The sequence below is a fragment of the Clostridioides sp. GD02367 genome (assembly GCF_045900275.1).
Taxonomy (GTDB): Bacteria; Bacillota; Clostridia; order Peptostreptococcales; family Peptostreptococcaceae; genus Clostridioides; species Clostridioides difficile_A.
This window is the reverse complement of sequence record NZ_JBJODK010000014.1, coordinates 13,905-40,319: the sequence shown is the minus strand read 5'-3', so window position 1 is coordinate 40,319 and position 26,415 is coordinate 13,905. Positions and strand designations below refer to the sequence as shown.

The following is a 26,415-nucleotide window of genomic DNA, read 5'->3' as shown; positions in this document are numbered from 1 at the left end:
TCCTCGACCACAAATCAAGGAGGATAAAAGTATGGAAAAAAGAAAAGTAATAATTGATTGTGACCCAGGAATTGATGATTCTTTGGCCATTCTTCTAGCTTTAAACTCACCAGAGCTAGAAGTACTTGGAATTACCACATGTTGTGGAAATGTTCCAGCAAATGTAGGTGCAGAAAATGCACTAAAAACACTTCAAATGTGCTCTTCACTAAATATACCAGTATATAAAGGAGAGGAAGCACCACTAAAAAGAAAACTTGTAACAGCTCAAGATACACATGGAGAAGATGGTATTGGAGAAAACTTTTATCAAAAAGTGACAGGAGCTAAAGTAAAAGATGGGGCAGTAGATTTTATAATAAATACTTTACGTAATCATGAAAAAGTATCAATAATAGCACTTGCACCACTTACAAATATAGCTAAGGCACTTATGAAAGATAAAGAAGTCTTTGAAAATCTTGATGAGTTTGTGTCTATGGGAGGAGCATTTAGAATTCATGGAAATTGCTCTCCAGTAGCAGAGTTTAACTATTGGGTAGACCCACATGGAGCGGATTATGTTTACAAGAATTTATCTAAAAAAATTCACATGGTAGGTTTGGATGTAACTAGAAAAATTGTACTTACTCCTAATATTATTGAGTTTATAAATAGACTTGATGAGAAAATGGCAAAGTATATAACTGAAATAACTAGGTTTTATATTGATTTCCATTGGGAGCAGGAAGGAATAATTGGCTGTGTGATAAATGACCCTCTAGCAGTAGCATACTTTGTAGATAGAAGTATTTGTAAAGGATTTGAATCATATGTAGAAGTCGTAGAAGATGGTATAGCTATGGGTCAATCTATAGTGGATTCTTTTAATTTCTATAAAAAATATCCTAATGCAATTGTTCTAAATGAAGTTGATGAAAAGAAGTTTATGTATATGTTTTTGAAGAGGCTTTTCAAAGGTTATGAAGACATTATAGACTCTGTGGAAGGAGTGATATAGTGTGAAAAGAAAAATATGTGTAAAAACTATTACACTTATAGCTTTTGGTATCTCTATAAATATAATAGGGGCGTTTATAGCTATGGGGTTAAGATTACCTATATACTTAGATTCAATAGGGACTATAATGATAGCATCGCTTTTAGGTCCTAAATACGCTGTAGTTACAGGTGTGTTTGGAAGTTTAATAAGTGGAATTACATTTGATGTGTATTCTCTTTACTTTGCACCAGTTCAGATATCAACAGGTTTACTTGCTGGAATAGCATTTAAAAAGAATTTTTTAAATGGATTAAAAACTCCATTAGGGGTATTGTTATTTGCTATTCCAACCTCTATAATAAGTTCAATAATTTCAGCTTTTCTCTTTGGAGGTATGACATCATCAGGTTCTTCCTACATAGTACAAATTTTGAAAGTATTAGGATTAGGAGATGTATTTAGTGTATTTGTAACTCAAGTATTAACAGACTATGCAGACAAATTGGTAGCAGTTGTTTTAGTGAACTTAGGATTAAATGCAGTTCCAAAAACTTTAAAACTATCATTGACTGGAGGAAGATAGAAAAAATGGATAGATATAGTGAAATAACAAATAAAAATCAAAGAGAAATTGTTTTACTTAAAGGATTTCCTTGTATATGGGGAAAGTGTTCTTTTTGTGATTATATAGATGATAATTCTAATTTAGAAGAAGAAATGAACAGGTTAAATATAGAGATTTTGAAAAATATAACTGGAAAATATGGAGTTCTTGAAGTCATAAACTCTGGTAGTTGTTTTGAATTACCAAAAGATACTTTAGCAGAAATAAAATGTATTATAAAAGAGAAGAAAATAAAAAAATTATTTTTAGAAAGTCATTGGTCTTACAAAAATAGGATTAAAGAGATGAGAGACTATTTTGGAATTCCTATAGTATTTAAAATTGGAGTTGAGACTTTTGACAATGATTTTAGAAATAACATTTTAAATAAAAATGCAAAATTTAAAACACCACAAGATGTAAAAGACTATTTCGATTCGCCTTGTATTATGGTAGGAATTAAAGGTCAAACAAAAGAGATGATAGATAGGGATATAGAGATTATATCAAATGATTTTGAAAAAGCAACTGTGAATGTTTTTATAAATAATTCTTCAAGTATCAAAAGGGATGAAGAGTTAGTTAAGTGGTTCACTAATAAATATAAATATTTAGATGAAAATCCAAATATAGAGGTTTTATATAATAATACAGATTTTGGTGTTGGAGATTAGTAAAGTTTTTAAGTCTGTATTATATTGTAGTAAATATTAATTTAGTTTAAACTTTAACTTAAAAAATTTAGTATATTTTTAAAAAGGCTTCTGATACTTGGAAGCTTTTTTTTATGTACTTTTATGTTACAATAAGGAAAAGGAATTAAGGAGTAAATAAATGATGTTTAATAGGGAAAAATGGAATAAATTAGAGTATAAGAAGCTCCTAGAATATATGAAATCTATACAAGATATCAAGTATAGAGATTTTAATAAAAAGCTCATACCAAATACAGAAAATATAATAGGGATTAGGGTTCCTAATTTGAGAGAGTTATCTAAAGAAATAAGTAAAGGAAATTGGAAGGAATTCTTAAATGTATCGGAGGATACATATTATGAAGAAACTGTATTACAAGGTATGGTAATTGGTAATATAAATAGCACATTTGAAGAGACTCTATATTATATAGAAAGGTTTATACCTAAAATTAATAATTGGTCAGTTTGTGATGGATTCTGTTGTGGCTTGAAATGTACAAAAAAATATAAAGAAAACATGTATGATATACTTAAAAAATATGTTTATTCAGAAAATCCATGGGAAATTAGATTTGTATTAGTTATGTTTTTAATATATTATGTTGATGATAAACATATTGAAGAAATCTTTGAATGTTGTAACAATATACAAAGTGAAGAATATTATGTTAAAATGGGAATGGCGTGGTTGCTATCAATTTGTTTTATTAAATATGAAGAAGAAACATTTCTCTATATAAAAAATAATAACTTAGATGATTTTACGTATAATAAAATGTTGCAAAAAATAATTGAATCTAATAGGGTAGATTCAGAAAAGAAAAATATAATAAGGGCCATGAAGAGAAAGACAAGAAGATATTGACGGAGGAGTATTAATGAATAACAACGAGGAAAGAATTGACAAATTTTTAGAACTTCAAAGTAAGGGAATTAAGTTTACAGAGATAGCTCAAAATCTAAAAATTAGTCAAAGTACTTTAAGAAATTTTTTAAATAAAAAAGGATATAAATCAGAAAAAGGTAAATACATATTAAAAGACGAATTAAATTATAATGAAAATCTGGATAAGAAAAACTTGGAAGAAGAAAATTTTAAAAAAAATATAAGTAATAGAAAAAAAGTAAGCACCAAAAAAAAGAATTCTAATGAAAAGGTTTTGAGTAAAGGCATTGAACAAATCAAGTTTAATGATACTGATTTAAAAAATACAAAGTCAAAAAAAAATGTTAAGCCTAAAAAAGATAGAAAAATAAATATAACTCAGGAAGACTTAGATAAGCTTTGTGAAGTATATGATTGGTATTTAGAGGTAAAGGATTATAATATAAAGCCAAAAAAAATATCTAATAAAAAAGATGTACATATAGATGATGAATCCATAGATGAATTAAAAACAACAAGAATACGTATAGATAAAGAAACATGGAATGATTTTGAAAGGCTTTGTAGTAATTCAAACTTTGAAAAGCATCAAATACTTACACAAGCATTGAAAGAATTTATGAAAAAGTATAAAAATCTACTATAAAATATTACTATATGAGGTGCTTAATATGAATAAGATAATAAAAAAATCAATTTTTTTAATGATTATATTAACAATATTTGTTTTTACACTTACAGCATGCGAAAAAGATGAACAACCTGATTCAACTGATATTCAATCTGAAGATAAGGAAGATTCAACTGGTATTCAAGTTGAAGATAAGAATGAGGTAAAAATAGATGAGGAAAATGCAAAAGTATTAAATATAGGTAAATCAGAGATTATAAATGTAGATGAAGGTGATAAAGTAGACACATCCACAAAGATAGAAAATAATTCGACATTTAATATATCAAATATTGAATTAGTATATAATGAATATGATGAGAATAAAAAAATTATTTCCTCAGATAGTAAGGCTTTGTTGGATATGACTCTAATGCCTGGTAAAGTTGCTTATGTAGAGTGTGCGCACAAAACTTTTACAAAGAGTGTGGAAGTTTATGCATATGAGTATGAAGCAGAAGGTAAGATTGTGTATATTAATTTAAAAGAAAATGATATTAATATAAGAAATAATAATATTAAGCTAGAAAATAGTAGTCAGTATGAGGTATTATCTACATCAGAACTTAAAAAAGTAAATGAATCAAAAGAGGGAATCACATATCAAATAAAAGTGAAAAATTCATCATCAAAAGATTTAGGAAATATTATCCTTAAGACAGCAGAAGTTAATGAAAATGGAGAATATTTAGTGGTAAATCGTATACCATCATATAAAATTTTAAAGGCTTCAGAAGAGACAGATATAGATATACTATGTTCAACAAAAGCAAAAAGTGTTGAAATAGTGGGATACACATACGATGATATAAAAGAAAAAGCCAATGTAGATATTGACTTAAAATCTCATAAAGTTAAGATAGACAAATAAAGGCAGGGGATATTTATGAAGGTTTTGATAGTTGAAGATAATAAAATACTTTTAGAAAGTGTAGTAGAAGAACTTAGTAAGCATTTTGAAACTGAAAAATGTGAAGATGGAGAAGAAGCTTTATACTTAGTTAATCAAAATATATATGATTTAGTTATTTTAGATTTAATGCTTCCTAGCATAAATGGAATTGATATTTTAAAAAGAATGAGAGTTAATAATATAGACACACCTGTGCTTATATTGACAGCCAAAGAAGCATTAGATGATAAAGTAGAAGCATTTACCATAGGAGCTAATGATTATTTAACAAAACCTTTTTATATGGAAGAATTAGTAGCAAGAGTGTACGCTATATTAAGAACTAATGGAAAAATAAAAGAAAGAAATGGAATAGAATTTAAATCTTTATATTTGGATACATTAGAAAAAAGAGTATATATTGAAAAAGAAGAAATAAAGTTACAAAATAAGCAGTTTAACTTGCTTGAATATTTTGTCTTAAATAAGGGTTCAATTTTATTAAAAGAGCAGATTTATGATAGAATATGGGGAATTGATTCAGATGCAACCATTGAAATAGTTGAGGTATATGTAAGTAATCTAAGGAAAAAACTCAGTAAATATGGATATGATAAGTATATTAAAACTAAACGTAAGGTAGGATATATATTCGATGATAAATAAGAATGTATTCACTAGTACTAAAAATCATCTAATAAAAATGTATATTGTTGTAGTGGGTAGCTTTTTAATAATATTTTCTATATTTATATATTCATATTTTAGAGGATTAACATATAGTGGAATTGATAGTGAGATAAATGAGGAGCTTGAATATATAGTTTCTCAATTTAAAAGAACCTCGTTTTTAAATCCAATAAGACTTAAAGACCCAAAAGATATGGTCTATGTGTATGAGGATGGTAGAATAAGTTACTATACTCAAAATGAGTATTTTGATGAGTTACTTCCAGATAGAAGATTGGATAAGAAAAATTCATTTTTTAAATATACAGAAAATGGATATACCTTTAGAGAATTAAATGTAGATGTAGGAAGATATCAAATACAGATAATTAGAAATATCGACTCTGAGATGAACTCTTTAAAGCAACTTACATCCGTTCTTATAATTGGTATACTGATTTCTGTAATAATTACTTACTTTGTTGCTGTGTATCTTACTAGAAAAGCTTTAATTCCAATAGAAACTGCATGGAGAAATCAAGCTAAGTTTATACAAGATGCTTCTCATGAATTAAGAACGCCAATAACAATAGTTTCATCAAAATTAGAAAGTATGTTAAAATCCCCAGAGAGTACAGTAAATGATGAAGTTGAAACAATAGCTACTGCAATGAAAGAGACAAGAAGGCTTAAAAAAATGATAACTGACTTATTGTCTCTTACTAAAGAAGATTCCATTGTTAAAGTCAACTTGGAAGAAGTAGATTTAGAAAGATTGCTTGAGGAAATATCAGAAGATTATATTGATATTGCAGAATTTCAGGAAAAAAAATTTGTATTTAATTCTGAGCTTAAGAATAAAGTTATAATAACGGATAAAAATAAATTAAGACAGCTTATATTAATTTTTATTGATAATGCTTTTAAATACACAAAACAAGGTGATGAGATAGTATTAGAATTAAAAGAAGATATAGAAGATGAAGTAACTTTACTTATAAGAGACACTGGTATAGGTATAAAAAAAGAAGAAATACCTCTTATATTTGATAGATTTTTTAGAAGTGAAAATGTAAGAAATAAAGATTTAGAAGGGTCTGGAATAGGTCTTTCAATAGCTCGTATGATTAGTTTGAATTTGGATATTGATATAAATGTAACTTCAGAGATAGGTATTGGAACTACATTTGAATTATCAATACCACAAAAGTTAAAATAATAAAAATATAAAAAGCTGTTTTTAGAAATAAAGAATGGGTATACTAATTAGTATAAAATAAAATATAAAAAGACCCTATAAAAGTAAAATTATATTTATGAATTTCATAGTATAATTGTATAGGGATAATTAAAGTTTATAGGAGGATTAAAAAAATGGCAAAAGTTATAAATACATCTGAATTTAGAAGTAGTGTTGAAGGTAGTAAAGGAGTAGTTGTAGTGGATTTCTTTGCAACTTGGTGTGGACCTTGTAACATGTTAGGGCCTGTATTTGCAGAGTTAGGTGAAGAAATGAAAAATGAAGCTAGATTTGTAAAAGTTGACATAGATGAGAGTTTAGAAATAGCTCAACAATTTAGTGTATCTACAGTGCCAACTATGATTATATTTAAAGATGGAGAACCAGTAGAAACACTAATTGGATTTATGCCAAAGAACAAAATTGAAATGAAAGTAAAATCATATTTATAAAAAATGGGTGAGTGTTATGAGATATGATATAGCTATAATAGGTAGTGGTCCTGCTGGATTATCTGCTGCTATAAATGCAAAAATAAGAAATAAAACAATTATCATGTTTGGTAGTGATAATTTAAGTAATAAGCTTGTTAAAGCTCCTTCAATAGATAATTATTTAGGTTTTTATGATATAAGTGGAGATGAATTAAAAGACAAGTTTAAATCGCATATAGATAGTATGGATATTTCAATTGAAAATAAGAGAATAAATAATATTTATGCTATGGGAGAATACTTTGCAATAATGTCTGGAAATGATATGTATGAAGCTACTACTGTAATTCTTGCCACTGGTGTAGAATACACTAGACCAATTAAAGGCGAAGAAGAATTTCTAGGCAGAGGAGTAGGGTATTGTGCTACATGTGATGCACCACTTTATAGAAATAAAAAGGTGGCAGTTATAGGATATAATGAAGAATCTAAAGAAGAAGCAAATTTTTTAAGTGAATTAACTTCAAAAACTTATTTTATACCTATGTACAAAAAAGAGAATCTTATGAGAGGTTCAGATAACTTAGATGAATCTATTGAAGTTATACATGATAGACCCGTACAAATAGATGGAGATAAACTTGTAAACAAAATATCTTTTAAAGAAAACCACATTGAAGTTGATGGAGTATTCGTTATAAAAGATAGTACAGCTCCAAGTTCATTGATTCCTGGAATAGAAATTGAGGGTATCCATATTAAAGTTGATAATGATATGAAAACTAGTATAGATGGATGCTTTGCTGCTGGAGATTGTGTTGGAAAACCATATTCTTATATAAAAGCAGCAGGTCAAGGACAAATAGCAGCTTTAAATGCTGTTTACTATTTAGATAAATTAAAGAGAATTTAATATTTATACTGAGTAACTTTTTAAACATATTTATAAAAAACTGCTTTAAAATAATAAAATTATTTTAAAGCAGTTTTTTATTTATTAATTCTTATTATTTAAATTATCTTAAATGTATTTTTAAGTATATTTCTTTGAGAAATTTCTAAAGTTATAATAATAAATATCTAAATTATTTATAATATATCCCAAAATTTAAAAATAATGGTTGAAAAATCTAATTAAGAGTACTATAATTTAATTAAGTAATTACTTAATCAAAAAGAGGTATTTATGGAAAATTTGGTTAAAATATTTAAAGCATTGAGTGATGAAACTAGAATTAACATACTTATATTAGTATCTAAGAGAAATATATGCCAAAAAGGAATTTCTAAATATCTAGGAATTTCAGATTCTGCTGTTTCACAACATATAAAAATATTAAAAGATGTTGGAATAATAACAGGGCATAAAGAAGGATACTACGTTTTATATCATATTAATAAAGAATCATTTAATATATGTGTAGATTTTATAAACTCTATGTTAAGTAATTCTAGTGAAAGCTTTATAGATGTATTTGATATAAATACAATACATCTAGGATGTAGTAAAGAGTGTAAATCTATTAAAAAATGTTGTAAGAGAAGGGAGAAATAATAATGAAAGTATGTATACCAGTAGAAGAGAATAAAGGATTGGATAGTAAACCATATGGTCATTTTGGTTCTGCTCCAATTTTTGTTGTGTGTGATTTAGAGAGTGGAGAAGTTAAATCTCTAGATAATGGAGATTTAGGTCATGAGCATGGAAAGTGTCAACCACTAAAAGCATTATCAGGCACAGTTGTGGATGCAGTAGTAGTTGGAGGAATAGGACAAGGTGCTATAGTTAAATTAAATGGTATGGGAATCAAAGTTTATAGAGCAGAAGCAGATACTATAAGTGCTAATCTAGACTTACTTAAAAATGGAAAATTAGTAGAATTTCCATCAAATCATACTTGTTCACATGATGGATGTGGACATCATTAAAAATAATATAGCTGATGAAGCATATGCTTCATCAGCTATTTTCTTTTTTGATAAATAAAGTTTTGCATTTCAAATTTTCAAATTTAGGTTTTCATGATTTTCTGGTGGATTTTAAAGTTTATAAGTATACTAAACTAGATTTTTTTTGTATGTTGCTCTATATAGTTAATATCATTTAGTATGTCATTAAGTTCTTTATTAAGTGTTTTCAAATCATCACCATCCACATTGTAGTTTAAAAATAGTTCCTCTACATTATCAATGATAGAATTAACTTTCCTAGTAACTTCAACAAATGTTTTGAAGTTACTACTATTCTTAGCATTTAAAAATTTGTTTAAATCCTTTGATATAAATGACATTATTTCATATTCATCGTTAAACAGACCTCTACCAATAGGATATGGTTCAATTCTTTGTAAAAAATATTGATCTTTAGCATTAATATTATAAGTATAAGATATTTCCCAATTGTCTCCTAAATCAAACTTGATAAAATACAATGTACTACTTACTTTTGATATTTTTGTTGCTCCAAGTTGCCTTAAAAGAACTTCAATTGAATCTCCTTGAACAGTATTAATATTCATATATACACATCCCCTTTAGTATTATTATACTATATTTTTTAAAATTTTATAATTAAATAAAAAGTAGATATAATAATAGATATAATCATAAGCGGAAAACCTATCTTAAAATACTCTTTAAAAGATATAGGATGCCCATGTTTATTACCTATACCTGCTAGTACAACATTGGCAGATGCTCCTATCAATGTACCATTTCCTCCAAGACAAGCTCCAAGAGATGTCGCCCACCATAATGGCATAACATCAATTCCTTCAGCTTGCATAGTCAAAATAAGAGGAATTAATGTTGCAACAAATGGAATATTATCTAAGAAAGAAGAAACTATTGCTGATAACCATAATATTAATAACATTGTAAAGACAAGATGGCCTTCTGTAAGTCCAATCAATGCTTGAGCTAATTTGTTTATTATGCCAACTTCTACTAATCCACCAACTACTACAAACAAGCCCATAAAAAATAAAATTGTAGACCATTCAATACCAGCCATAATTTCATCTACATCTTGTTTTCCTATAAGAAGCATTATAGATGCTCCTGTTAGTGCAACAACAGAAGAGTCTATGTGGATTGTACTGTGAAACATAAAACCAAAAAGTATAAATGCTATTACTATAAGACTTTTTATAAGTAATGGTTTATCTTTGACAGATTTTTTTTCATCAAGTTTTAATATTGTATTTTTAGCTTTGTCATCTACAATAAGTTGTTTGCCATAAATAAATTTGAAGCATATTATAGTTACAATAAGTATTACTATAACAGCAGGGCCTAAATTTATTACAAAATCCATAAAACTAAGATTAGCAGCACTACCAATCATAATATTTGGAGGGTCACCTATAAGAGTAGATGTTCCTCCTATATTGGAAGCTAAAATTTGTGTTATTAAAAAGGGAACTGGATTAAGTCCCAATATTTGTGTGATAACTATAGTCATTGGACCAATAAGTAAGACAGTGGTAACATTATCTAATATAGCAGATAAAATAGCCGTTATAATAGCAAAACAAATCATTATTTTCCACGGGTCTCCTTTGGCTTTCTTTGCAGTCCAGATAGCTATGTATTCAAATAGCCCTGAGTTTTTGACAACAGCGACAAATAGCATCATACCAACTAATACACCAATAGTGTTGAAATCTATATGGCTCAATCCTTCATCAAGTGTAAGTATATTGAAAATTATCATTAATAGTGCACCACCAACAGCTGCTACAGATCGGTTTACCTTCTCTGTAATAATAGCTGCCATAACTATTAAAAATATACATATAGCTATTATTTGTTGAAATTCCATAATATAAGTACCTCCATTTGTATTATTTTGTGCCTAATGCTAGTACTATATATAGTATTACTTTTTTATTGTTTTTTCAATGGATGCATAAAAGTATATTATTTAACAAAGTTTCTGAGAAATTGACAGAATTTAAAGAAAATTTTTGTTATTTAAATAAATTTTAAAATAATCTCATTAGTAATAATATTAAACGACAAACAAAAAAATATACTATTAGAAATAGAATTTATTGTATTTAGAAGTAATTATAAAATATTAAATATATCTATATTATAAAAACAATAAAAAAAAATTGATTTTGAATATAAAACTGCAATATATTAAAAAAATTATTCATTTCAAACCTTGTAATTTGATTTTATAAATATTATAATTAAATTAATGAATTTTTAACAAGGAATTATTCATTTTTTTGATTTTAAGATTTATTAAGAAAACAAAACTAAATAGGGGGTAATTAATATAATGGATTTTTTAAATGGTATTTTAACAGGCATTAATAATGCAGTAGTATTTGTAAACAATTACTTATGGTCGTATATCTTAATTATAATGTTGGTTGTAGTTGGTATTTACTTTACTATTAAAACAAATTTTGTACAATTCAGATATTTTATAGAAATGTTTAGACTTCTGGGTGATGGTACAGCAAATAAAAGTGCAAAAAAGGAAGGGAAGATATCTTCATTCCAAGCATTTTGTATAAGTACATCTTCAAGAGTTGGGACTGGAAATATAGCTGGAATAGCAATTGCAGTAGTGGCAGGTGGTCCTGGTGCTGTATTTTGGATGTGGCTTATAGCATTAATTGGTTCTGCTTCTAGCTTTGTTGAGAGTACATTAGCTCAGATTTACAAAGTTAAAAATGGTCAAGCTTTTAGAGGTGGTCCAGCATATTATATGGAGCAAGGTCTAAATAAGAAATGGATGGGAGTTTTATTTTCAATACTTATAACTATATGTTATGGTTTTGTATTCAATGCAGTTCAAGCAAATACTGTTTCGCTTGCATTTAATAATGCATTTGGAATAAGTAAAATGGCTATGGGAATAGGTCTTGGAATTTTAACTGCAATAGTTATTTTTGGTGGAGTACATAGAGTTGCAAAAGTTTCTGAGATAATAGTTCCTGTATTTGCAGGATTATATATATTGGTTGCTTTAGCTATAGTTGGAATGAATATAACAGAGATACCAAAAATTATAGCGTTAATAGTTGAAAGTGCATTTGATTTTAAAGGAATGGCAATTGGTACTTTTATGGGAGTTGTAATGACTGGAGTGAAGAGAGGTCTATTCTCTAATGAAGCAGGTATGGGTAGTGCTCCTAATGCTGCTGCAACAGCACATGTAACTCATCCAGTAAAACAAGGTTTAATTCAATCTTTAGGTGTTTTTACTGATACTATAATCATATGTAGCTGTACAGCATTTATGGTATTATTATATTCAGATTATGCTAGTAGTGGGGCAACTGGAATTGAATTGGCTCAAGAAGCTTTAACTCATCATATAGGACCAATGGGGAACATATTTATAGCAGTTTGTATATTCTTATTTGCATTTAGTTCTATAGTAGGTAATTACTATTATGGAGAATCAAATATGGAATTTATGAGTGGAAGCAAGACTAAACTTAATATATTTAGAGTTTTCGTTGTAGGTATGGTTTTATTTGGTTCTCTTACTCAAGTAGAAGTAGTTTGGAATCTAGCAGACTTATTTATGGCATTGATGGCTATAATAAACTTAATCGCAATATCGCTTTTAGGAAAGTATGCATTTATCGCTTTAAAAGATTACACAAGTCAAAAAAAATCTGGAATAAAAGACCCTGTATTTATTGCAGATGAAATAGAAGGTTTAGAAAATGTATCAGAGTGGCACAAGGAATTACCAGAGGAAAATTTAGGATAAGAAATCACAAAACTATTTTGATAGATTGAAGTACACGTAAGTTATATAAATAAAATATTTAATTAATTTATATTACTGGAATTTTTAATTCCAGTAATATTTTTTATTATATAGTTTATTTTTTAAAATAGTTTACTTACTATAAATTTTTTCCTAAGATTTATTTTCTCTAAAATGTTATATAATTAAGTCTTGTAAATTGTATTCAAAACTTTCTAAGTGATTACAAAATAATCTAAACTCTTCTATAGTTTTGATTTCTTGTAAATTTCTCAAATCTATCATTATATTACTGTATTTATGCAACATAAAACTCATATCATATATTTCACATTTAACAAATCCATCTTGATAACTGTACTTATAAGGTTCATATTTTGAAAAATTTGACTCAAAGTATTTTATTTTAGCATAGCACAATTTGTGTATGTTGAACAAAAGAGCTAGAACAGATTCTTTAACTGCAAACTTGTGTGTGAAGTATTTTATAGTGTGGTATTTACCATGTTTAAACTCCCAAATTAAATTCTCATTTAAAGTAAGAGAATATTTTTCTATAAGGTTACGTTTATCTGGTGTTAAATCTTGTATTGAATATGTTTTCATAATTTATTCTCCTCATAAATATTTAATAAGCACATATTAAATCATAGTATTTTATTGCCACTTACTCTTAATTATATTGTATTGTATATTAAAAAAATAATAAAATAGATAATTAGTATAGTATTAATCTATGTTATAAATAAAAACAATAGCTTTAATAGTAATATATATATCTTTGTGGTATTTTATATTTAGAATCGTATTTATAATTATTTTAAGATTTTTAAAGTAACTTTGATGATTAATTTATATCTTAGAGGGGGTATGCAAATTGTTCAATAAGAAGGAATATATTGTTGTAGTATGCCATGATTGTTTTATTTTTTATAATAAAGATAATGACCTAAAAGAGAGTGTATCATTTTCAATACATCCCATTCCAAATGTGCCTTTTTATTATTATCTATTTGAAGGAGAAACTGAAAAATTTATTAGAGATATACAAGCAAAAGTTTCTATTAAGAAATCAGCTTTGTATATATTAATTCCAGATGATGCATTAAGTATAGACATAAAAATATTGCAAGAATTTTTTATGCAGTTAGGATGTCGCAAAATAATTTTTTCTAAACAAAATATTGTTTTGAGTAATTGTGAAGAAAATTATATTTCCATATCCTTTACAAGTAGAGCAATTGCCATTTCATATGTAAAAAATGGAGGAGCTGAAGCAGTAGATTTTTTTGATTACAATGAGATTGATTTTAAGAATCTGTCTTATATCATTAAAAACTTACATAATGATTGTGTATATTCTGGTTTAAAAATATATGTGAATAATATAGGAAGCTCTAATAATTATGAAGATATTGGAGAGATAGTTCAGGTAGATGATATTATAAATAATTTCAAAAAACTATATATTGAAAAAAATACATCAAGATAGAATTGTTAGTATATAAAAGTATACAGGTTTTATATATTCTAATGGGTAGGAGGTTAGATATATTATATTTGAAATTATTAAGTACCAAAAGAACAAATATGTTTTGTCCTTTTGGTATTTAGTATTTTATGTTATTTAGACAGATTTTGATATTTAATCAATACTACTATTTAATAATGATATTATTTAATCTAGAGATTTAAATAAATTTACCATTTCTAATGCACTCATAGCACAATCATAACCTTTATTTCCAGCCTTTGTACCTGCTCTTTCAATGGCTTGTTCAATATTTTCTGTAGTTACGATTCCAAAAATAACAGGCAATTCATTGTCTAAAGATACTTTTGCTATACCCTTAGATACTTCGCTACATACATAATCATAATGAGATGTAGCTCCTCTTATAACACATCCTAAACAGATTATAGCATCATACTTACCACTTTTAGACATTTTCTGAGCAACAAGAGGGATTTCAAAAGCTCCAGGTACCCAAGCTATTTCTATATTCTCTGGAGAAACATCATGTCTTAAAAGGCAATCTTCAGCACCTGATAAAAGTTTTGATGTTATAAATTCATTAAAACGAGAATTTATTATACCTATCTTTAAATCTTTTCCAATAAGTTTTCCTTCATATATCATTTTTTATTTCCTCCAATTTTATTTATGTTATAGATTTATATTTATAAATATATTTAATATTAATTGCAAATAATTACTTAGTAGAAAAAAATCATATTAATAACTTATATAATATCCAATAGATGTCCCATTTTATCTTTTTTAGTTTTTAGATATAGCTTATTAAAGTCATTAATCTCTTCGTTAATAGGAACTCTATTGTTGATTTTTATTCCATATTTCTCTAACTGATTTATTTTATCAGGATTATTACTTAAAAGGCTTATACTTTTTATGTTTAAATTTTTTAATATTTGAGCAGCCATATAAAAATCTCTCATATCTTCTTCAAATCCAAGCATTAGATTTGCTTCTACAGTATCATAACCTTCTTCTTGAAGTTTATAAGCTTTAATTTTATTTAAAAGACCAATACCCCTACCTTCTTGTTTCATATAAATTAAAACACCATTTCCATTTTCTACGATTTTCTTCATAGAAGATTCTAATTGTAATCCACAATCACATTTTAAAGAGTGGAACACATCGCCTGTTAAACATTCAGAATGAAGTCTAACTAGAGTATTTTCTTTATTTATATTTCCATAAGTAAGGGCAATATGTTCTTCATTTGAATATGTATCTTTATATCCTATGATTTCAAAGTTACCATATTTTGTTGGAAGGAAAGCGCTAGATACCTTTTCTATAGTAGTTTCATTTGTTTTACGATATTCTATAAGGTCTTTTATAGTGATAATTTTCAAATTATGTTTTTCTTTAAAAATCATTAAATCATCAACTCTTGCCATTGTACCATCATCTTTCATTATTTCACATATAAGACCAATTTCTTTAAACCCTGCAAGTCTAGCTAGGTCTACAGAAGCTTCTGTATGTCCATCTCTAACAAGGACTCCACCAGTTTTTGCTATTAGAGGGAAAATATGACCAGGAGTTTTGAAATCCTTACTTGTAGAATTCTCATCACAGAATAATTTTACAGTTTCAGCTCTTTCATATGCAGATATACCAGTTAGAGTATCTGCACCATCTATAGTAACAGTAAATGCTGTTTGAAATGTATCTGTATTTTCTCTGACCATAAGAGGTATATTTAAACTTTTAAATTTTTTTTCAGTAGCAGGTAGACAAATTAGACCTCTACCATATGTAGCCATAAAATTTATTGATTCAGGGGTAGCCATCTCAGCTGCCATCAGTAAATCTCCTTCATTTTCTCTACTTTCATCATCAACAACAATTACCATCTTTCCATTTTTTATATCTTTTATAGCTTCTTCAATAGTATTAAACATATAATTCACTCCTTTATCATTTTTAAAAACCATTTTTAAATAAAAAATCTTTATCTATATTTGATTTACAATTACTACTATTAGAATTTAATTCCTTGTAGTTATTAATCATAAAATTATTAACATACTTTCCAATTACATCACTTTCTAAATTAACAAAGTCTCCAACATTTTTTGTTAAGAGAGTAGTATTCAATTTAGTATGAGGTATGACAGAAACTTTGAATATTTCATCATCCAAATATGATATAGTTAAACTTACACCATCAATGGCAACTGAACCTTTAAGTATCATTGATGATAAGAGTTTTTTTACTGGTCGTATGCTCACTAAAACTGCATTTTCGTCTTTTTCAAACTTACAAATAGTACCTTTACCATCAACATGCCCTGTTACTATGTGACCTCCGAATCTTGAAGAAAGGCTCATGGCTCTTTCAAGGTTTACTTTGTCATTTGTATTTAATGAGCCTAAATTTGTAGAACGAATTGTCTCCATCATAACATCTGCTGTAAACTCATTTTTTCCTAGTTTTGAAACAGTTAGACAAACTCCATTTACAGCGATACTATCTCCAAGATTTGTACCATCTAATATTTTGTTTGATAGTATGGTTACTTGTCCGCTTTTGCCATTAGCAGTAATTTTTCTAAGTATTCCAACTTCTTCTACTATGCCAGTAAACATTATGACCTCCTGTACATATATTCATAAAATTTATTTTAAAACATCAGATTCTATCAAAACATCTCCATCTATTAAAGTTACATCATTAATTACTAGTTGTGTTGAATCTGCTAGACGAGTTACTCCTTCTCCAGAAACAAATGTAGGTGCGTCTTTACCACCTATAATTTTAGGGGATAAAAATAGTTTGACCTTATCAACTAATTTATTTCTAAATAGACTGTCATTAAGTGTAGAACCCCCTTCAACTAGTACAGAATCAATGTTTAGTTCTCCTAGTTTATACATTACAAATTTTAAATCAACTAAGCCATTTTTCTTAGGAGAAATTATGACTTCAACATTCTTTTCTTTTAATACTGATAATTTTTTACTGTCTTCACAACATGTGAAAACTATAGTTTTACTAGTTTTATCTTTAACTAAATTACTGTTAACTGGTAATCTCAGATTTGTATCTATTACTATTCTTGTAGGATGAGACACTTCATCTTGATTAAGTCTACAAGTTAGCAAGGGATTATCATTTAAAACTGTGTTTATACCAACCATTATACTATGATACTTATTTCTGTATTTATGAGTTAGGTATCTTGAAGACTCATTAGATATCCATTTTGATTCTAGTGATTTTGTAGCAATTTTACCATCTAGACTTACTGCCGATTTTACAATACAAAGAGGTTTTTTATTTTTTATGTAATAAAAGAATATTTCATTTAATTGTTTTGCTTCTTCTTCTAATATTCCTACAGTAACATCAATGTTGTTATCTTTTAATTTTTTTACTCCATTACCACAAACAAGTGGGTTTGGGTCTAGTGTAGATATGACAACCCTTTTAACTTTATTTTGAATAATTTTATCAACACAAGGTGGTGTTTTACCATGATGAGAACATGGTTCTAAATTCACATAAAGAGTAGAGTCTTTTAAACTTTGTTTAGCACTGTTTATAGCATTTACTTCAGCATGATTAGAGCCGAATTTCTCATGATATCCTTTGCCTATTATCTCACTATCTTTAACAATTACACACCCAACCAGTGGATTTGGACTTGTAAAACCTTCCCCTTTTTTAGCTAATTCAAGAGCTTTTTTCATATAATAAATATCTTTTTCTTTTTGATTCACAAAATTCAAGATGTGTACACCTCCTGTTTAATTAGATAATTTTTAAACAAAAAACCCTGAGAATTAACTCAGGGTTTAGAATAATCTACAATAAATGTTTAATAAGAGCACAATAAAACAGCTCTACAAAAAACTCATTAAACATATCTTCTTCCATCCAGACTTTACTGTCGGCTTTGGAATTTAACCAAATCAACCAAGTTTTAGCTTGGCTCGCGGGCTATACCGCCGATTGGGAATTTCACCCTACCCCGAAGATTAAGTATTAAATTTATATTTAGAATGTATCATAAATTATTTTACTTTGCAAACAATTTTTTTCGAAATATATGTTAATATATAATATAGAACGTCTATAAACTTTGAAATACTGGGATTGTGAATATAAAAATAAAAATTTGAACATAATCAGGAAAGAAGTCTAATTAATTTAAATTAGGAGAGAAATATATGAATGAAAAACTTTTAGAAATACTATCAAAATACTATGGATATACAAGCTTTAGAAAAGGTCAAGAATCTATAATACATTCTATTTTGAGTGAAAAAGATGTACTAGCTATAATGCCAACTGGAGGTGGTAAATCTATTTGTTATCAACTTCCAGCATTGATATTAGATGGGATGACAATAGTAATTTCTCCACTTATATCTCTTATGAAAGACCAAGTAGATGCTTTAAAGACTATGGGGATTAATGCTGCTTTCATAAATAGTTCACTGAGCAATAAAGAATTTAATGAGATATTAAATAATATTAGAAAAAATAATTATAAAATACTCTATATTGCTCCAGAGAGATTAGATGCATATGAGTTTATTGAACTAATAAATAATAACAACATAAGTCAAATTGCAATAGATGAAGCACATTGTGTGTCTCAATGGGGGCATGATTTTAGATTGAGTTATAGAAGGATTTCTGATTTTATAAAGAATTTACCTAAAAGACCTATAATTACAGCCTTTACAGCAACCGCTTCAGAAGAGGTACGAGCTGATATAATAAATTTATTATGTCTAGAAAATCCAGACTATTATATAACCGGTTTTGATAGAGAAAACTTATCAATAAACATAGTAAAATCATCTAGTAAAAATAAATATATTTTAGATTATATTAAAAATCATAAAAATGAGTCTGGAATTATATATGCTGCAACTAGAAAGGAAGTTGAAAACATACATAATGGATTATCTAAGAGAAATATATCTGTATCAAAATATCATGCAGGTTTATCTAAAAATGAAAGAAGTAAAAATCAAGAAGATTTTATAAATGATGATGTGGATATAATGGTAGCAACAAATGCATTTGGAATGGGTATTGATAAACCTAATATAAGATGGGTTATACACTACAACATGCCTCAGAGTATAGAAAATTACTATCAAGAAATAGGTAGAGCTGGTAGAGATGGAGAGAAAAGTGAATGTGTGCTTTTGTTTTCTCCAGGAGATGTACATATACAAAAATATTTAATCGATATTGGAGTTGAGAATCCTGAAAGAAAGTTATTTCAACACAAAAAGCTTCAATATATGATTGACTTGGTTTACAGTAATTCATGTTATAGAAGGACAATATTGAATTACTTTGGAGAAAACTATATAGAAGATTGTAATAATTGTAGTAACTGTTTAGTAGAAGGTGAAATAGTAGATAAAACTATAGATGCTCAAAAAGTTATTTCATGTGTAGCTAGAATGAAAAGAAGTTATGGTGTTACTACCATTGTAGATGTACTTAGAGGTTCTAAGAATAAAAAGATTTTACAACTTGAATTGAATACTTTATCTACATATAATATTATGAAAGACTATTCAAATGAAGATTTAAAGAACTTTATAAATACATTGGTTTCCCATGGATTCTTGGATTTAGTTGAGACTTTAGGTAATGGAAATAGAGGAAGTTTTCCAACCATAAGATTGAATGATATGTCTATGAAAGTTTTAAAAGGTCAAGTGAAAGTTGAATTTAAAGAAATCGTGATGACAAAATCATTAGAAGTAGAAGATGAGTTATATAGTGCTTTAAGAGAGCTTAGACATTCAATAGCAAGTGAAGAAAGAATAGCTCCATATATGGTATTTGGTGATGGGACACTTAGGGCTATGTCTAGCAGTTATCCAGTTAATAAAGAAGAGATGTTAGATATATCTGGAGTAGGGGAAATTAAGTATCAAAAATATGGTAGAGATTTTGAAACAATAATTAAAGAACATGTCGAAAAAAACAACATAAACAAAAAAAGTGAAGAAAAAAATGTCGATTTATATAATGTTAATAGTGAGTTCTTTGAAGTTAATTCAGATAAAGCTCTATATGAAAAACTATTAAGTATTAGAGGTGAATATGCAATAAAAGAAAAAGTACTCCCATATATGATTTTATCCAATAAGACACTGAAAGAAATAAGTGGAAGATATCCAATTGATGAAGAGCAACTGAAGGACATTTCAGGTATAGGTGGAGTAAAAATTAAAAAGTATGGAGCTAGTATTTTGGATGAAGTCAAACAATATGTAAGAGAAAATGATATTAATGTTACTTGGGAAAAAAAGGGTAAAAGGAAGTTAATACTAGATGGAGAAAGTAGAAAAAATAATGAAATAGCATTAGATTTATTAAATCAAGGCAAGGATATACAAAGTATTAGCCAAGAACTAGAGATTTCATTATCGACTATTATTGGATATGCCCATGACTATGTAAAGGATGGACATAGTATATCGTTTGATTTAGAATTAGAAAATTTCTACAATGAAGATGAAAAGCAAATGATTTTAGAAGTTTGTGAAAAAGTAGGATATGATAATTTAAATAACATAAAAAGAAAACTTCCAGATTCAATAAAGTATGAAAACATAAGAGCTGTGATGCTTGATTCTTATCTTAAAAATTTAAAAAATGATATTATGTCAGAGTAATTTTTAATATCTCCAAAAATAAAATTTGTATTATTGTGTTGAACTAATAATTTTGCTGTGTTATACTGAATTTGTAAAAATAATGAAAAATTAGAGCTAGGGGCGCTAGAATTGGCTAGCTGAGAGATAAAGCCGTAACTTACAAACCCTAATAACCTGATCAAGATAATGCTTGCGAAGGGAAGCTTTTAATATAATTTTGTTACATAAATAGACAAATTATTTAATGTTAGGGAAAATTTGTCTAAATGTATATATGATTATAAGAGTGCTTTCCAAACAAGGAAAAGCACTTTTTTTATTTTCAAAAACTATAACTTTAATCTTGGAGGATTGTAATATGAATTATACAACACAAATGGATGCTGCTAGAAAAGGCATAATAACTAAAGAAATGGAAATCGTTTCTCAAAAAGAGCAAGTAGATGTGAATGAACTAAGAGAATTAATAGCAAATGGACAAGTTGTTATACCTGCTAATAAAAATCATAAATCTTTAAGTGCAGAAGGTGTAGGTAAAAATTTAAGAACAAAGATAAATGTAAATCTAGGAATTTCAAGAGATTGTAAGGATATAGAAAAAGAACTTGAAAAAGTTAGAGTAGCAATAGACATGAAAGCTGAAGCTATAATGGATTTGAGTAACTATGGTAAAACTAGAGAATTTAGAGAAAAAGTGGTTGAAATGTCACCTGCAATGATAGGTTCAGTACCTATGTACGATGCAGTGGGATATTTAGAAAAAGAATTAAAAGATATAACAGAAGAAGAGTTTTTGAATGTAATAAGACAACATGCTATTGATGGAGTTGACTTTATCACTATACATGCAGGTCTTACAAGGAATGTTTGCCAAAAGATAAAAAATCATGAAAGATTAACTCATATAGTATCTCGTGGAGGTTCTCTGTTATTTGCATGGATGGAATTGAATAATAAGGAAAATCCTATTTATACTAATTTTGATAAAATATTGGATATATGTGAGGAATACGATGTTACATTGAGTTTAGGAGATGCTTGTAGACCTGGCTGTATAAAAGATTCTACTGATGGAGTTCAAATTCAGGAACTAGTAGTATTAGGTGAGCTTACTAAAAGAGCATGGGAGAGAAATGTACAAGTAATGATAGAAGGACCTGGTCATATGGCTATTGATGAGATAGAAGCAAATGTAGTATTAGAAAAAAGATTGTGTCATGGAGCACCTTTTTATGTTCTTGGGCCATTAGTTACAGATATAGCACCAGGTTATGACCATATAACAAGTGCAATAGGAGGAGCTTTGGCATGTGCTAAAGGAGTAGACTTTTTATGTTATGTAACTCCAGCAGAACACTTAAGATTACCTAATTTAGATGACATGAAAGAAGGTATAATAGCTGCAAAAATAGCTGCTCATGCAGGAGATATAGCTAAAAACGTTAAAGGTGCTCGTGAATGGGATAATAAGATGAGTAAAGCCAGAGCTGATTTAGATTGGTGTGAAATGTTTAGACTTGCAATAGATCCTGAAAAAGCTAAGAGATATAGAGATGAATCAACTCCTACTCATGAAGATAGCTGTACTATGTGTGGAAAAATGTGTTCAATGAGAACAGTTAAGAAAATACTAAATAATGAGGAACTTAATTTAATATAATTTGTGATTAGAATAAAATAGATTTAAAAAGAGGAGGTGATTTGGTGAAGGTTAATGGGAAGGATGTTGAATTTAAAAAAGATTTGACTATAATAGATTTATTAAATAAATATAACTTAAAGAGTGATAGAGTTGTAGTTGAAGTAAATCTAGAAATAATTGAAGAATCCAACTACAGTACATATATATTGAAAGACGAAGATATTATAGAGCTTATTAGTTTTGTTGGAGGTGGTTAAAATAAAGATATTTGTAAATGAATTATTAACAGATGTTGAAGAAAATACGACTGCCTACAAAGTTAGAGATGATTATAATTGTAAATGTGATGTATTAGTGTTAAATGGATATCCAATTAAAACAGATATTCCTCTTTGTGAGAACGATAAATTAACACTTATACAAAAGGGAGTCAAGCCATCATTTGATGAATTAGAAAACTTATTGATTGCGAGACATACTCCAAATATACATAATAAGTTAAAAAAAGGGAAGGTTGCTATATTGGGGTTAGGGGGACTTGGGTCCAATATAGCTATCTCTTTAGCCAGAATTGGAGTAGGAGAACTTTTACTTATAGACTATGATGTTGTAGAACCTTCTAATCTAAATAGACAGCAGTATTTTATAGATGATATTGGAAAATTAAAAACTGATGCTATGATAGAAAATATAAAAAAAATAAATCCGTTTATAAAGCTAAAGAAACAAGATATTTTTTTAAATAAACATAATATGGATGCTATTAAAGATTCAGATTTGATAATTGAAGCTTTTGATGATGCATCATGTAAGGCACAGGTTTGTAACTATGTGTTAATAAATTTAAAAGATAAATATCTAATAGCATCATCAGGTATGGCAGGTTATTATGATTCAAATATAATAACTACTAAGAAGATAAAAGACAAGTTTTATATATGTGGTGATTTTGTAAATGAAGCTAAATTTGGTGAAGGTCTTATGGCTCCAAGGGTCGCTATCTGTGCAAATCACATGGCAAACTTGGCAACACAAATACTTATAGATATGTAAATACTAAAATTAAATTCTAAAAAGATTGAATATTAAAAAAGTTGTACATGGAGGGAAATAATATGGATAAATTGGTACTTGGTGGACATGAATTCAATAGTAGATTGTTGGTTGGAACAGGTAAATATGGTTCAAATAATATATTGCCTGAGGTAATAAAAGAAAGTGGCAGTGAGATAATAACAATGGCACTTAGAAGAGTGGATTTAGATAATAAACAAGAGAATATATTAACATATATTCCGAAAGAAATGACAATACTTCCAAATACATCAGGAGCTACTAATGCAGAAGAAGCAGTAAGAATAGCTAGAATATCCAGAAAAATGGGATGTGGAGATTTTATAAAAATAGAAGTGATATCAGATACTAGATATTTACTTCCTGATAATGAAGAAACTATAAAAGCTACAAGAATACTTGCTGATGAAGGATTTATAGTTCTTCCATATATGACACCAGACCTTTATGCTGGAAGAAGACTTATAGAAGCTAATGCAGCAGCAGTTATGCCTCTCGGGGCTCCAATTGGTTCAAATAGAGGGCTTCAAATGAAAGAAATGATAAGAATAATGATAGATGAATTAGATATACCAATAATAGTGGATGCGGGTATTGGCAAACCATCTCAAGCTATGGAAGCTATGGAAATGGGAGCTGATGCTGTACTCGTTAACACTGCGATAGCTTCAGCAGGAAATCCTGTGCAAATGGCAAGAGCATTTAGACTAGCTGTAGAGGGTGGAAGAGAAGCATATCTCGCAAAAACAGGAAGTGTATCAGAATTTGCAAACGCATCTTCTCCTTTAACAGGTTTTTTAGGCAATTTATAGAAAGTGGTGATTGGTGATGAGTTTTTATGATGTAATAGAAAAATATAGAAATTTTGATTTTGATGGATATTTAAATAATGTTACTGATAATGATGTTTTAAGAAGTTTATCAAAGGACAAGCTTGAAGATTTTGATATATTAAATTTGCTTTCTAAAACTGCTGTAAAACATTTAGAAACCATGGCGCAGAAAGCACATAAATTAAGTGTTCAATATTTTGGAAAAACAGTATGTTTATATACACCAATGTATATAGCAAATTATTGTGTAAATCAATGTGTTTACTGTGGTTATAATATAAAAAGTGGAATAAAAAGAAAAAAATTAACTATGGATGAAATTAGAGAAGAGGGAAATGTAATTTCAAAAGAAGGTTTTAAACATTTACTTGTTTTGACTGGAGAGAGTAGTTTTCATTCAAGTGTGGAATATATAGGTGAAGCTATAGAAATATTAAGAGAAAAATTTCCATCTATAGGTATAGAAGTCTATCCAATGGAAGTAGAAGAGTATAAGTATATTGTAGATAAAGGCGTTGAAGGTCTAACAGTATATCAGGAAACTTATGACGAGGAAATATACAAAAAAGTGCATATAAAAGGCCCAAAAGCAAATTATAAATTTAGGTTAGATGCTCCTGAAAGAGGGGCAAAAGCAGGCATGAGGACTTTATCGATAGGAGCACTTTTAGGGTTGAATGATTTTAGAAAAGAAACCTTTTTTACAATATTGCATGGGAAATATTTAAAAACAAAATATCCTCATATTGAGCTTTCATATTCAACACCAAGAATGAGACCTTTTAAAGGTTGTTTTGAAGAATTAGTAGATATAAGTGATACTGATTTGGTTCAAGCTATGATATGTATGAGATTGTTTGACCCACATGCAGCAATAAATATATCAACTAGAGAAAACTTGGAAATGAGAAGTCATATAATACCTTTAGGAGTAACTAAATTGAGTGCAGGTGTTTCTACTGATGTAGGGGGGCATTCTCAAGATGAGCATGATACTGCTCAATTTAAGATAAATGATGAAAGCACTGTTGCAGATGTAGAGAAGATGTTAAGCTCAATTGGATATCAACATGTATTTAAAGACTGGGAAAGATTTTAGATGTATTTGATAACAAACAGAAAATTATTATGTAATGAAGAAAGATATTTAGAAGTTATTAAAGAGTCTATATTGAGTGGTATAAAAAACATTATAATAAGAGAAAAAGATTTAGAATATGAAGAATTAAACAAATTATATATGAAAATAAAAACCAAAATCAATTGTATAGATTTTCAAGAGAAAATACTGAATAAAAATTTGAAGATTAATATAAATCAGAAAGAAAGTATTAATAAACTTAAGGTTAACTTTATAGTAAATAGTAATATTGAATTTTTTGAAAAAACAGATTGCCAAGGGATTCATCTTCCTTTTAAAGTATTCTTGGATTTACTTGAAAATAATTACAGTTTTAATAAAGATAAAATACTGGGATTATCTTTACATCAAATAGAGGAAGTAGAACATTTAGAAAATCTGATGAGAAATAAAAATATAAGAGTAGATTACATAACCTTGTCACATATATATGAAACTAAATGTAAAGAAGGTTTACATCCAAAAGGAATTGAGCTTCTAAAAGAAGCTAAGAAGATTACTGATATTAAGATAGTTGCACTAGGAGGAATTTTACCATCCAATGTCAAAGAAACATTGAAATACTGTGATGATTTTGCCATAATGTCAACTATAATGAAATCTAAAGATATTAAAAAAACAATCTCAGATTATAATGAAAAAATTGAATTATTAAAATAGTATATGGAATCCTTAATTTAAAGAAAAATAAAAAAGTTATCTTTTAAAATTTAAAAGATAACTTTTTTATT

General features: G+C 27.8%; 28 protein-coding genes and 2 riboswitches. Of the genes, 21 read left to right on the top strand and 7 right to left on the bottom strand.

Annotated features, from left to right (window positions below; translation table 11 throughout):
• Positions 1–31: 31 nt before the first annotated feature.
• The 12 genes from Q3223_RS16035 to Q3223_RS15980 all read left to right on the top strand — a co-directional run bounded on the left by Q3223_RS16035 (position 32) and on the right by Q3223_RS15980 (position 9,004).
• Positions 32–1,000 carry a nucleoside hydrolase gene (locus Q3223_RS16035; protein WP_054270166.1) on the top strand — a complete coding sequence of 323 codons (969 nt, stop codon included), beginning with the start codon at positions 32–34 and terminating at the stop codon, positions 998–1,000.
• Between the two features lies 1 nt (position 1,001).
• Complete coding sequence (locus tag Q3223_RS16030) at positions 1,002–1,565, top strand: ECF transporter S component (protein ID WP_074178319.1); 564 nt, start codon at positions 1,002–1,004, stop codon at positions 1,563–1,565.
• 5 nt (positions 1,566–1,570) lie between these two features.
• Entirely contained in the window at positions 1,571–2,260 is a 690-nt protein-coding gene (locus tag Q3223_RS16025) for a radical SAM protein (protein ID WP_074178318.1), read from the top strand.
• A gap of 160 nt (positions 2,261–2,420) precedes the next feature.
• Positions 2,421–3,149 carry a DNA alkylation repair protein gene (locus Q3223_RS16020; RefSeq protein ID WP_407812198.1) on the top strand — a complete coding sequence of 243 codons (729 nt, stop codon included), beginning with the start codon at positions 2,421–2,423 and terminating at the stop codon, positions 3,147–3,149.
• A 13-nt stretch (positions 3,150–3,162) separates the two neighbouring features.
• A complete protein-coding gene (locus tag Q3223_RS16015; RefSeq protein WP_074178317.1) occupies positions 3,163–3,816 on the top strand; it encodes a DNA-binding protein in 654 nt (217 codons plus the stop codon).
• Positions 3,817–3,841: 25 nt separating this feature from the next.
• The gene (locus Q3223_RS16010) at positions 3,842–4,711 is read left to right on the top strand and encodes a hypothetical protein (protein ID WP_054270171.1); all 870 of its coding nucleotides are present in this window, start codon (positions 3,842–3,844) and stop codon (positions 4,709–4,711) included.
• Positions 4,712–4,726: 15 nt separating this feature from the next.
• Complete coding sequence (locus tag Q3223_RS16005; protein WP_054270172.1) at positions 4,727–5,398, top strand: response regulator transcription factor; 672 nt, start codon at positions 4,727–4,729, stop codon at positions 5,396–5,398.
• Positions 5,388–6,620 carry a cell wall metabolism sensor histidine kinase WalK gene (locus Q3223_RS16000; protein ID WP_074178315.1) on the top strand — a complete coding sequence of 411 codons (1,233 nt, stop codon included), beginning with the start codon at positions 5,388–5,390 and terminating at the stop codon, positions 6,618–6,620. The genes Q3223_RS16005 and Q3223_RS16000 overlap by 11 nt, the downstream gene beginning before the upstream one ends.
• A gap of 155 nt (positions 6,621–6,775) precedes the next feature.
• On the top strand, positions 6,776–7,093 hold the full coding sequence (gene trxA / locus Q3223_RS15995; RefSeq protein ID WP_021384467.1) for a thioredoxin: 318 nt from the start codon (positions 6,776–6,778) through the stop codon (positions 7,091–7,093).
• Between the two features lie 16 nt (positions 7,094–7,109).
• Positions 7,110–7,988 carry an NAD(P)/FAD-dependent oxidoreductase gene (locus tag Q3223_RS15990; protein ID WP_054270174.1) on the top strand — a complete coding sequence of 293 codons (879 nt, stop codon included), beginning with the start codon at positions 7,110–7,112 and terminating at the stop codon, positions 7,986–7,988.
• Between the two features lie 273 nt (positions 7,989–8,261).
• Entirely contained in the window at positions 8,262–8,630 is a 369-nt protein-coding gene (locus Q3223_RS15985) for a helix-turn-helix transcriptional regulator (protein WP_054270175.1), read from the top strand.
• 2 nt (positions 8,631–8,632) lie between these two features.
• Positions 8,633–9,004, top strand: coding sequence for a NifB/NifX family molybdenum-iron cluster-binding protein (locus Q3223_RS15980; protein ID WP_054270176.1), 372 nt, complete (start codon positions 8,633–8,635; stop codon positions 9,002–9,004).
• A 134-nt stretch (positions 9,005–9,138) separates the two neighbouring features.
• Here Q3223_RS15980 and Q3223_RS15975 read toward each other — a convergent pair whose 3' ends face one another.
• Together Q3223_RS15975 and Q3223_RS15970 are read right to left on the bottom strand one after the other, a co-directional pair.
• Positions 9,139–9,594, bottom strand: coding sequence for a hypothetical protein (locus Q3223_RS15975; protein ID WP_074178312.1), 456 nt, complete (start codon positions 9,592–9,594; stop codon positions 9,139–9,141).
• A 38-nt stretch (positions 9,595–9,632) separates the two neighbouring features.
• Positions 9,633–10,898: an ArsB/NhaD family transporter gene (locus tag Q3223_RS15970; RefSeq protein WP_054270178.1), complete on the bottom strand. Its 1,266-nt coding sequence runs from the start codon at positions 10,896–10,898 to the stop codon at positions 9,633–9,635.
• 468 nt (positions 10,899–11,366) lie between these two features.
• Between Q3223_RS15970 and Q3223_RS15965 the strand changes: the two genes are divergently transcribed.
• Positions 11,367–12,818, top strand: coding sequence for a sodium:alanine symporter family protein (locus tag Q3223_RS15965; protein WP_054270179.1), 1,452 nt, complete (start codon positions 11,367–11,369; stop codon positions 12,816–12,818).
• Positions 12,819–12,995: 177 nt separating this feature from the next.
• Here the strand turns inward: Q3223_RS15965 and Q3223_RS15960 are convergent, their stop codons facing one another.
• Positions 12,996–13,424: a hypothetical protein gene (locus tag Q3223_RS15960; RefSeq protein WP_074178310.1), complete on the bottom strand. Its 429-nt coding sequence runs from the start codon at positions 13,422–13,424 to the stop codon at positions 12,996–12,998.
• A 271-nt stretch (positions 13,425–13,695) separates the two neighbouring features.
• On the opposite strand from Q3223_RS15960, the gene Q3223_RS15955 reads away from it, so the two are divergent.
• Positions 13,696–14,310: a hypothetical protein gene (locus Q3223_RS15955; RefSeq protein ID WP_219673089.1), complete on the top strand. Its 615-nt coding sequence runs from the start codon at positions 13,696–13,698 to the stop codon at positions 14,308–14,310.
• Between the two features lie 186 nt (positions 14,311–14,496).
• On the opposite strand, the gene ribE is transcribed toward Q3223_RS15955, so the two are convergent.
• From ribE to ribD, 4 genes are all read right to left on the bottom strand, one after another.
• The gene (gene ribE / locus Q3223_RS15950) at positions 14,497–14,958 is read right to left on the bottom strand and encodes a 6,7-dimethyl-8-ribityllumazine synthase (RefSeq protein ID WP_021384489.1); all 462 of its coding nucleotides are present in this window, start codon (positions 14,956–14,958) and stop codon (positions 14,497–14,499) included.
• 104 nt (positions 14,959–15,062) lie between these two features.
• Positions 15,063–16,256, bottom strand: a complete 1,194-nt coding sequence (locus Q3223_RS15945) for a bifunctional 3,4-dihydroxy-2-butanone-4-phosphate synthase/GTP cyclohydrolase II (protein WP_079739716.1) — start codon at positions 16,254–16,256, stop codon at positions 15,063–15,065.
• 22 nt (positions 16,257–16,278) lie between these two features.
• Positions 16,279–16,944, bottom strand: coding sequence for a riboflavin synthase (locus Q3223_RS15940; protein WP_054270182.1), 666 nt, complete (start codon positions 16,942–16,944; stop codon positions 16,279–16,281).
• A gap of 30 nt (positions 16,945–16,974) precedes the next feature.
• Complete coding sequence (gene ribD / locus Q3223_RS15935) at positions 16,975–18,087, bottom strand: bifunctional diaminohydroxyphosphoribosylaminopyrimidine deaminase/5-amino-6-(5-phosphoribosylamino)uracil reductase RibD (RefSeq protein WP_074178306.1); 1,113 nt, start codon at positions 18,085–18,087, stop codon at positions 16,975–16,977.
• 132 nt (positions 18,088–18,219) lie between these two features.
• Positions 18,220–18,341: riboswitch (FMN riboswitch) on the bottom strand.
• 187 nt (positions 18,342–18,528) lie between these two features.
• Here ribD and recQ point away from each other — a divergent pair.
• The 7 genes from recQ (at position 18,529) to Q3223_RS15900 (ending at position 26,344) form a co-directional block, all read left to right on the top strand.
• Entirely contained in the window at positions 18,529–21,012 is a 2,484-nt protein-coding gene (recQ, locus tag Q3223_RS15930; protein ID WP_407812197.1) for a DNA helicase RecQ, read from the top strand.
• Between the two features lie 88 nt (positions 21,013–21,100).
• A riboswitch (TPP riboswitch) is annotated at positions 21,101–21,212 on the top strand.
• Positions 21,213–21,352: 140 nt separating this feature from the next.
• Complete coding sequence (gene thiC / locus Q3223_RS15925) at positions 21,353–22,654, top strand: phosphomethylpyrimidine synthase ThiC (RefSeq protein ID WP_054270184.1); 1,302 nt, start codon at positions 21,353–21,355, stop codon at positions 22,652–22,654.
• Between the two features lie 44 nt (positions 22,655–22,698).
• Positions 22,699–22,893, top strand: coding sequence for a sulfur carrier protein ThiS (thiS, locus tag Q3223_RS15920; protein ID WP_054270185.1), 195 nt, complete (start codon positions 22,699–22,701; stop codon positions 22,891–22,893).
• Positions 22,886–23,689 (top strand): thiamine biosynthesis protein ThiF, encoded by an 804-nt coding sequence (gene thiF / locus Q3223_RS15915; RefSeq protein WP_079739718.1) that lies wholly within the window; start codon positions 22,886–22,888, stop codon positions 23,687–23,689. Before thiS ends, thiF begins: the two co-directional genes overlap by 8 nt.
• Before the next feature lie 62 nt (positions 23,690–23,751).
• Positions 23,752–24,522: a thiazole synthase gene (locus Q3223_RS15910; RefSeq protein ID WP_054270186.1), complete on the top strand. Its 771-nt coding sequence runs from the start codon at positions 23,752–23,754 to the stop codon at positions 24,520–24,522.
• 16 nt (positions 24,523–24,538) lie between these two features.
• The gene (thiH, locus tag Q3223_RS15905; RefSeq protein ID WP_231301350.1) at positions 24,539–25,642 is read left to right on the top strand and encodes a 2-iminoacetate synthase ThiH; all 1,104 of its coding nucleotides are present in this window, start codon (positions 24,539–24,541) and stop codon (positions 25,640–25,642) included.
• A complete protein-coding gene (locus Q3223_RS15900) occupies positions 25,643–26,344 on the top strand; it encodes a thiamine phosphate synthase (protein ID WP_231301352.1) in 702 nt (233 codons plus the stop codon).
• The last annotated feature ends 71 nt before the right edge of the window (positions 26,345–26,415 follow it).

Bases quoted from the DNA above. Each gene is read 5' to 3' on its own strand.
- Q3223_RS16035 (WP_054270166.1), top strand. From the start codon at position 32: ATGGAAAAAAGAAAAGTAATAATTGATTGTGACCCAGGAATTGATGAT.
- Q3223_RS16025 (WP_074178318.1), top strand. From the start codon at position 1,571: ATGGATAGATATAGTGAAATAACAAATAAAAATCAAAGAGAAATTGTT.
- Q3223_RS16020 (WP_407812198.1), top strand. From the start codon at position 2,421: ATGATGTTTAATAGGGAAAAATGGAATAAATTAGAGTATAAGAAGCTC.
- Q3223_RS16015 (WP_074178317.1), top strand. From the start codon at position 3,163: ATGAATAACAACGAGGAAAGAATTGACAAATTTTTAGAACTTCAAAGT.
- Q3223_RS16010 (WP_054270171.1), top strand. From the start codon at position 3,842: ATGAATAAGATAATAAAAAAATCAATTTTTTTAATGATTATATTAACA.
- Q3223_RS16005 (WP_054270172.1), top strand. From the start codon at position 4,727: ATGAAGGTTTTGATAGTTGAAGATAATAAAATACTTTTAGAAAGTGTA.
- Q3223_RS16000 (WP_074178315.1), top strand. From the start codon at position 5,388: ATGATAAATAAGAATGTATTCACTAGTACTAAAAATCATCTAATAAAA.
- trxA (WP_021384467.1), top strand. From the start codon at position 6,776: ATGGCAAAAGTTATAAATACATCTGAATTTAGAAGTAGTGTTGAAGGT.
- Q3223_RS15990 (WP_054270174.1), top strand. From the start codon at position 7,110: ATGAGATATGATATAGCTATAATAGGTAGTGGTCCTGCTGGATTATCT.
- Q3223_RS15985 (WP_054270175.1), top strand. From the start codon at position 8,262: ATGGAAAATTTGGTTAAAATATTTAAAGCATTGAGTGATGAAACTAGA.
- Q3223_RS15980 (WP_054270176.1), top strand. From the start codon at position 8,633: ATGAAAGTATGTATACCAGTAGAAGAGAATAAAGGATTGGATAGTAAA.
- Q3223_RS15975 (WP_074178312.1), bottom strand. From the start codon at position 9,594: ATGAATATTAATACTGTTCAAGGAGATTCAATTGAAGTTCTTTTAAGG.
- Q3223_RS15970 (WP_054270178.1), bottom strand. From the start codon at position 10,898: ATGGAATTTCAACAAATAATAGCTATATGTATATTTTTAATAGTTATG.
- Q3223_RS15965 (WP_054270179.1), top strand. From the start codon at position 11,367: ATGGATTTTTTAAATGGTATTTTAACAGGCATTAATAATGCAGTAGTA.
- Q3223_RS15960 (WP_074178310.1), bottom strand. From the start codon at position 13,424: ATGAAAACATATTCAATACAAGATTTAACACCAGATAAACGTAACCTT.
- ribE (WP_021384489.1), bottom strand. From the start codon at position 14,958: ATGATATATGAAGGAAAACTTATTGGAAAAGATTTAAAGATAGGTATA.
- Q3223_RS15945 (WP_079739716.1), bottom strand. From the start codon at position 16,256: ATGTTTAATACTATTGAAGAAGCTATAAAAGATATAAAAAATGGAAAG.
- Q3223_RS15940 (WP_054270182.1), bottom strand. From the start codon at position 16,944: ATGTTTACTGGCATAGTAGAAGAAGTTGGAATACTTAGAAAAATTACT.
- recQ (WP_407812197.1), top strand. From the start codon at position 18,529: ATGAATGAAAAACTTTTAGAAATACTATCAAAATACTATGGATATACA.
- thiC (WP_054270184.1), top strand. From the start codon at position 21,353: ATGAATTATACAACACAAATGGATGCTGCTAGAAAAGGCATAATAACT.
- Q3223_RS15910 (WP_054270186.1), top strand. From the start codon at position 23,752: ATGGATAAATTGGTACTTGGTGGACATGAATTCAATAGTAGATTGTTG.
- thiH (WP_231301350.1), top strand. From the start codon at position 24,539: ATGAGTTTTTATGATGTAATAGAAAAATATAGAAATTTTGATTTTGAT.
- Q3223_RS15900 (WP_231301352.1), top strand. From the start codon at position 25,643: ATGTATTTGATAACAAACAGAAAATTATTATGTAATGAAGAAAGATAT.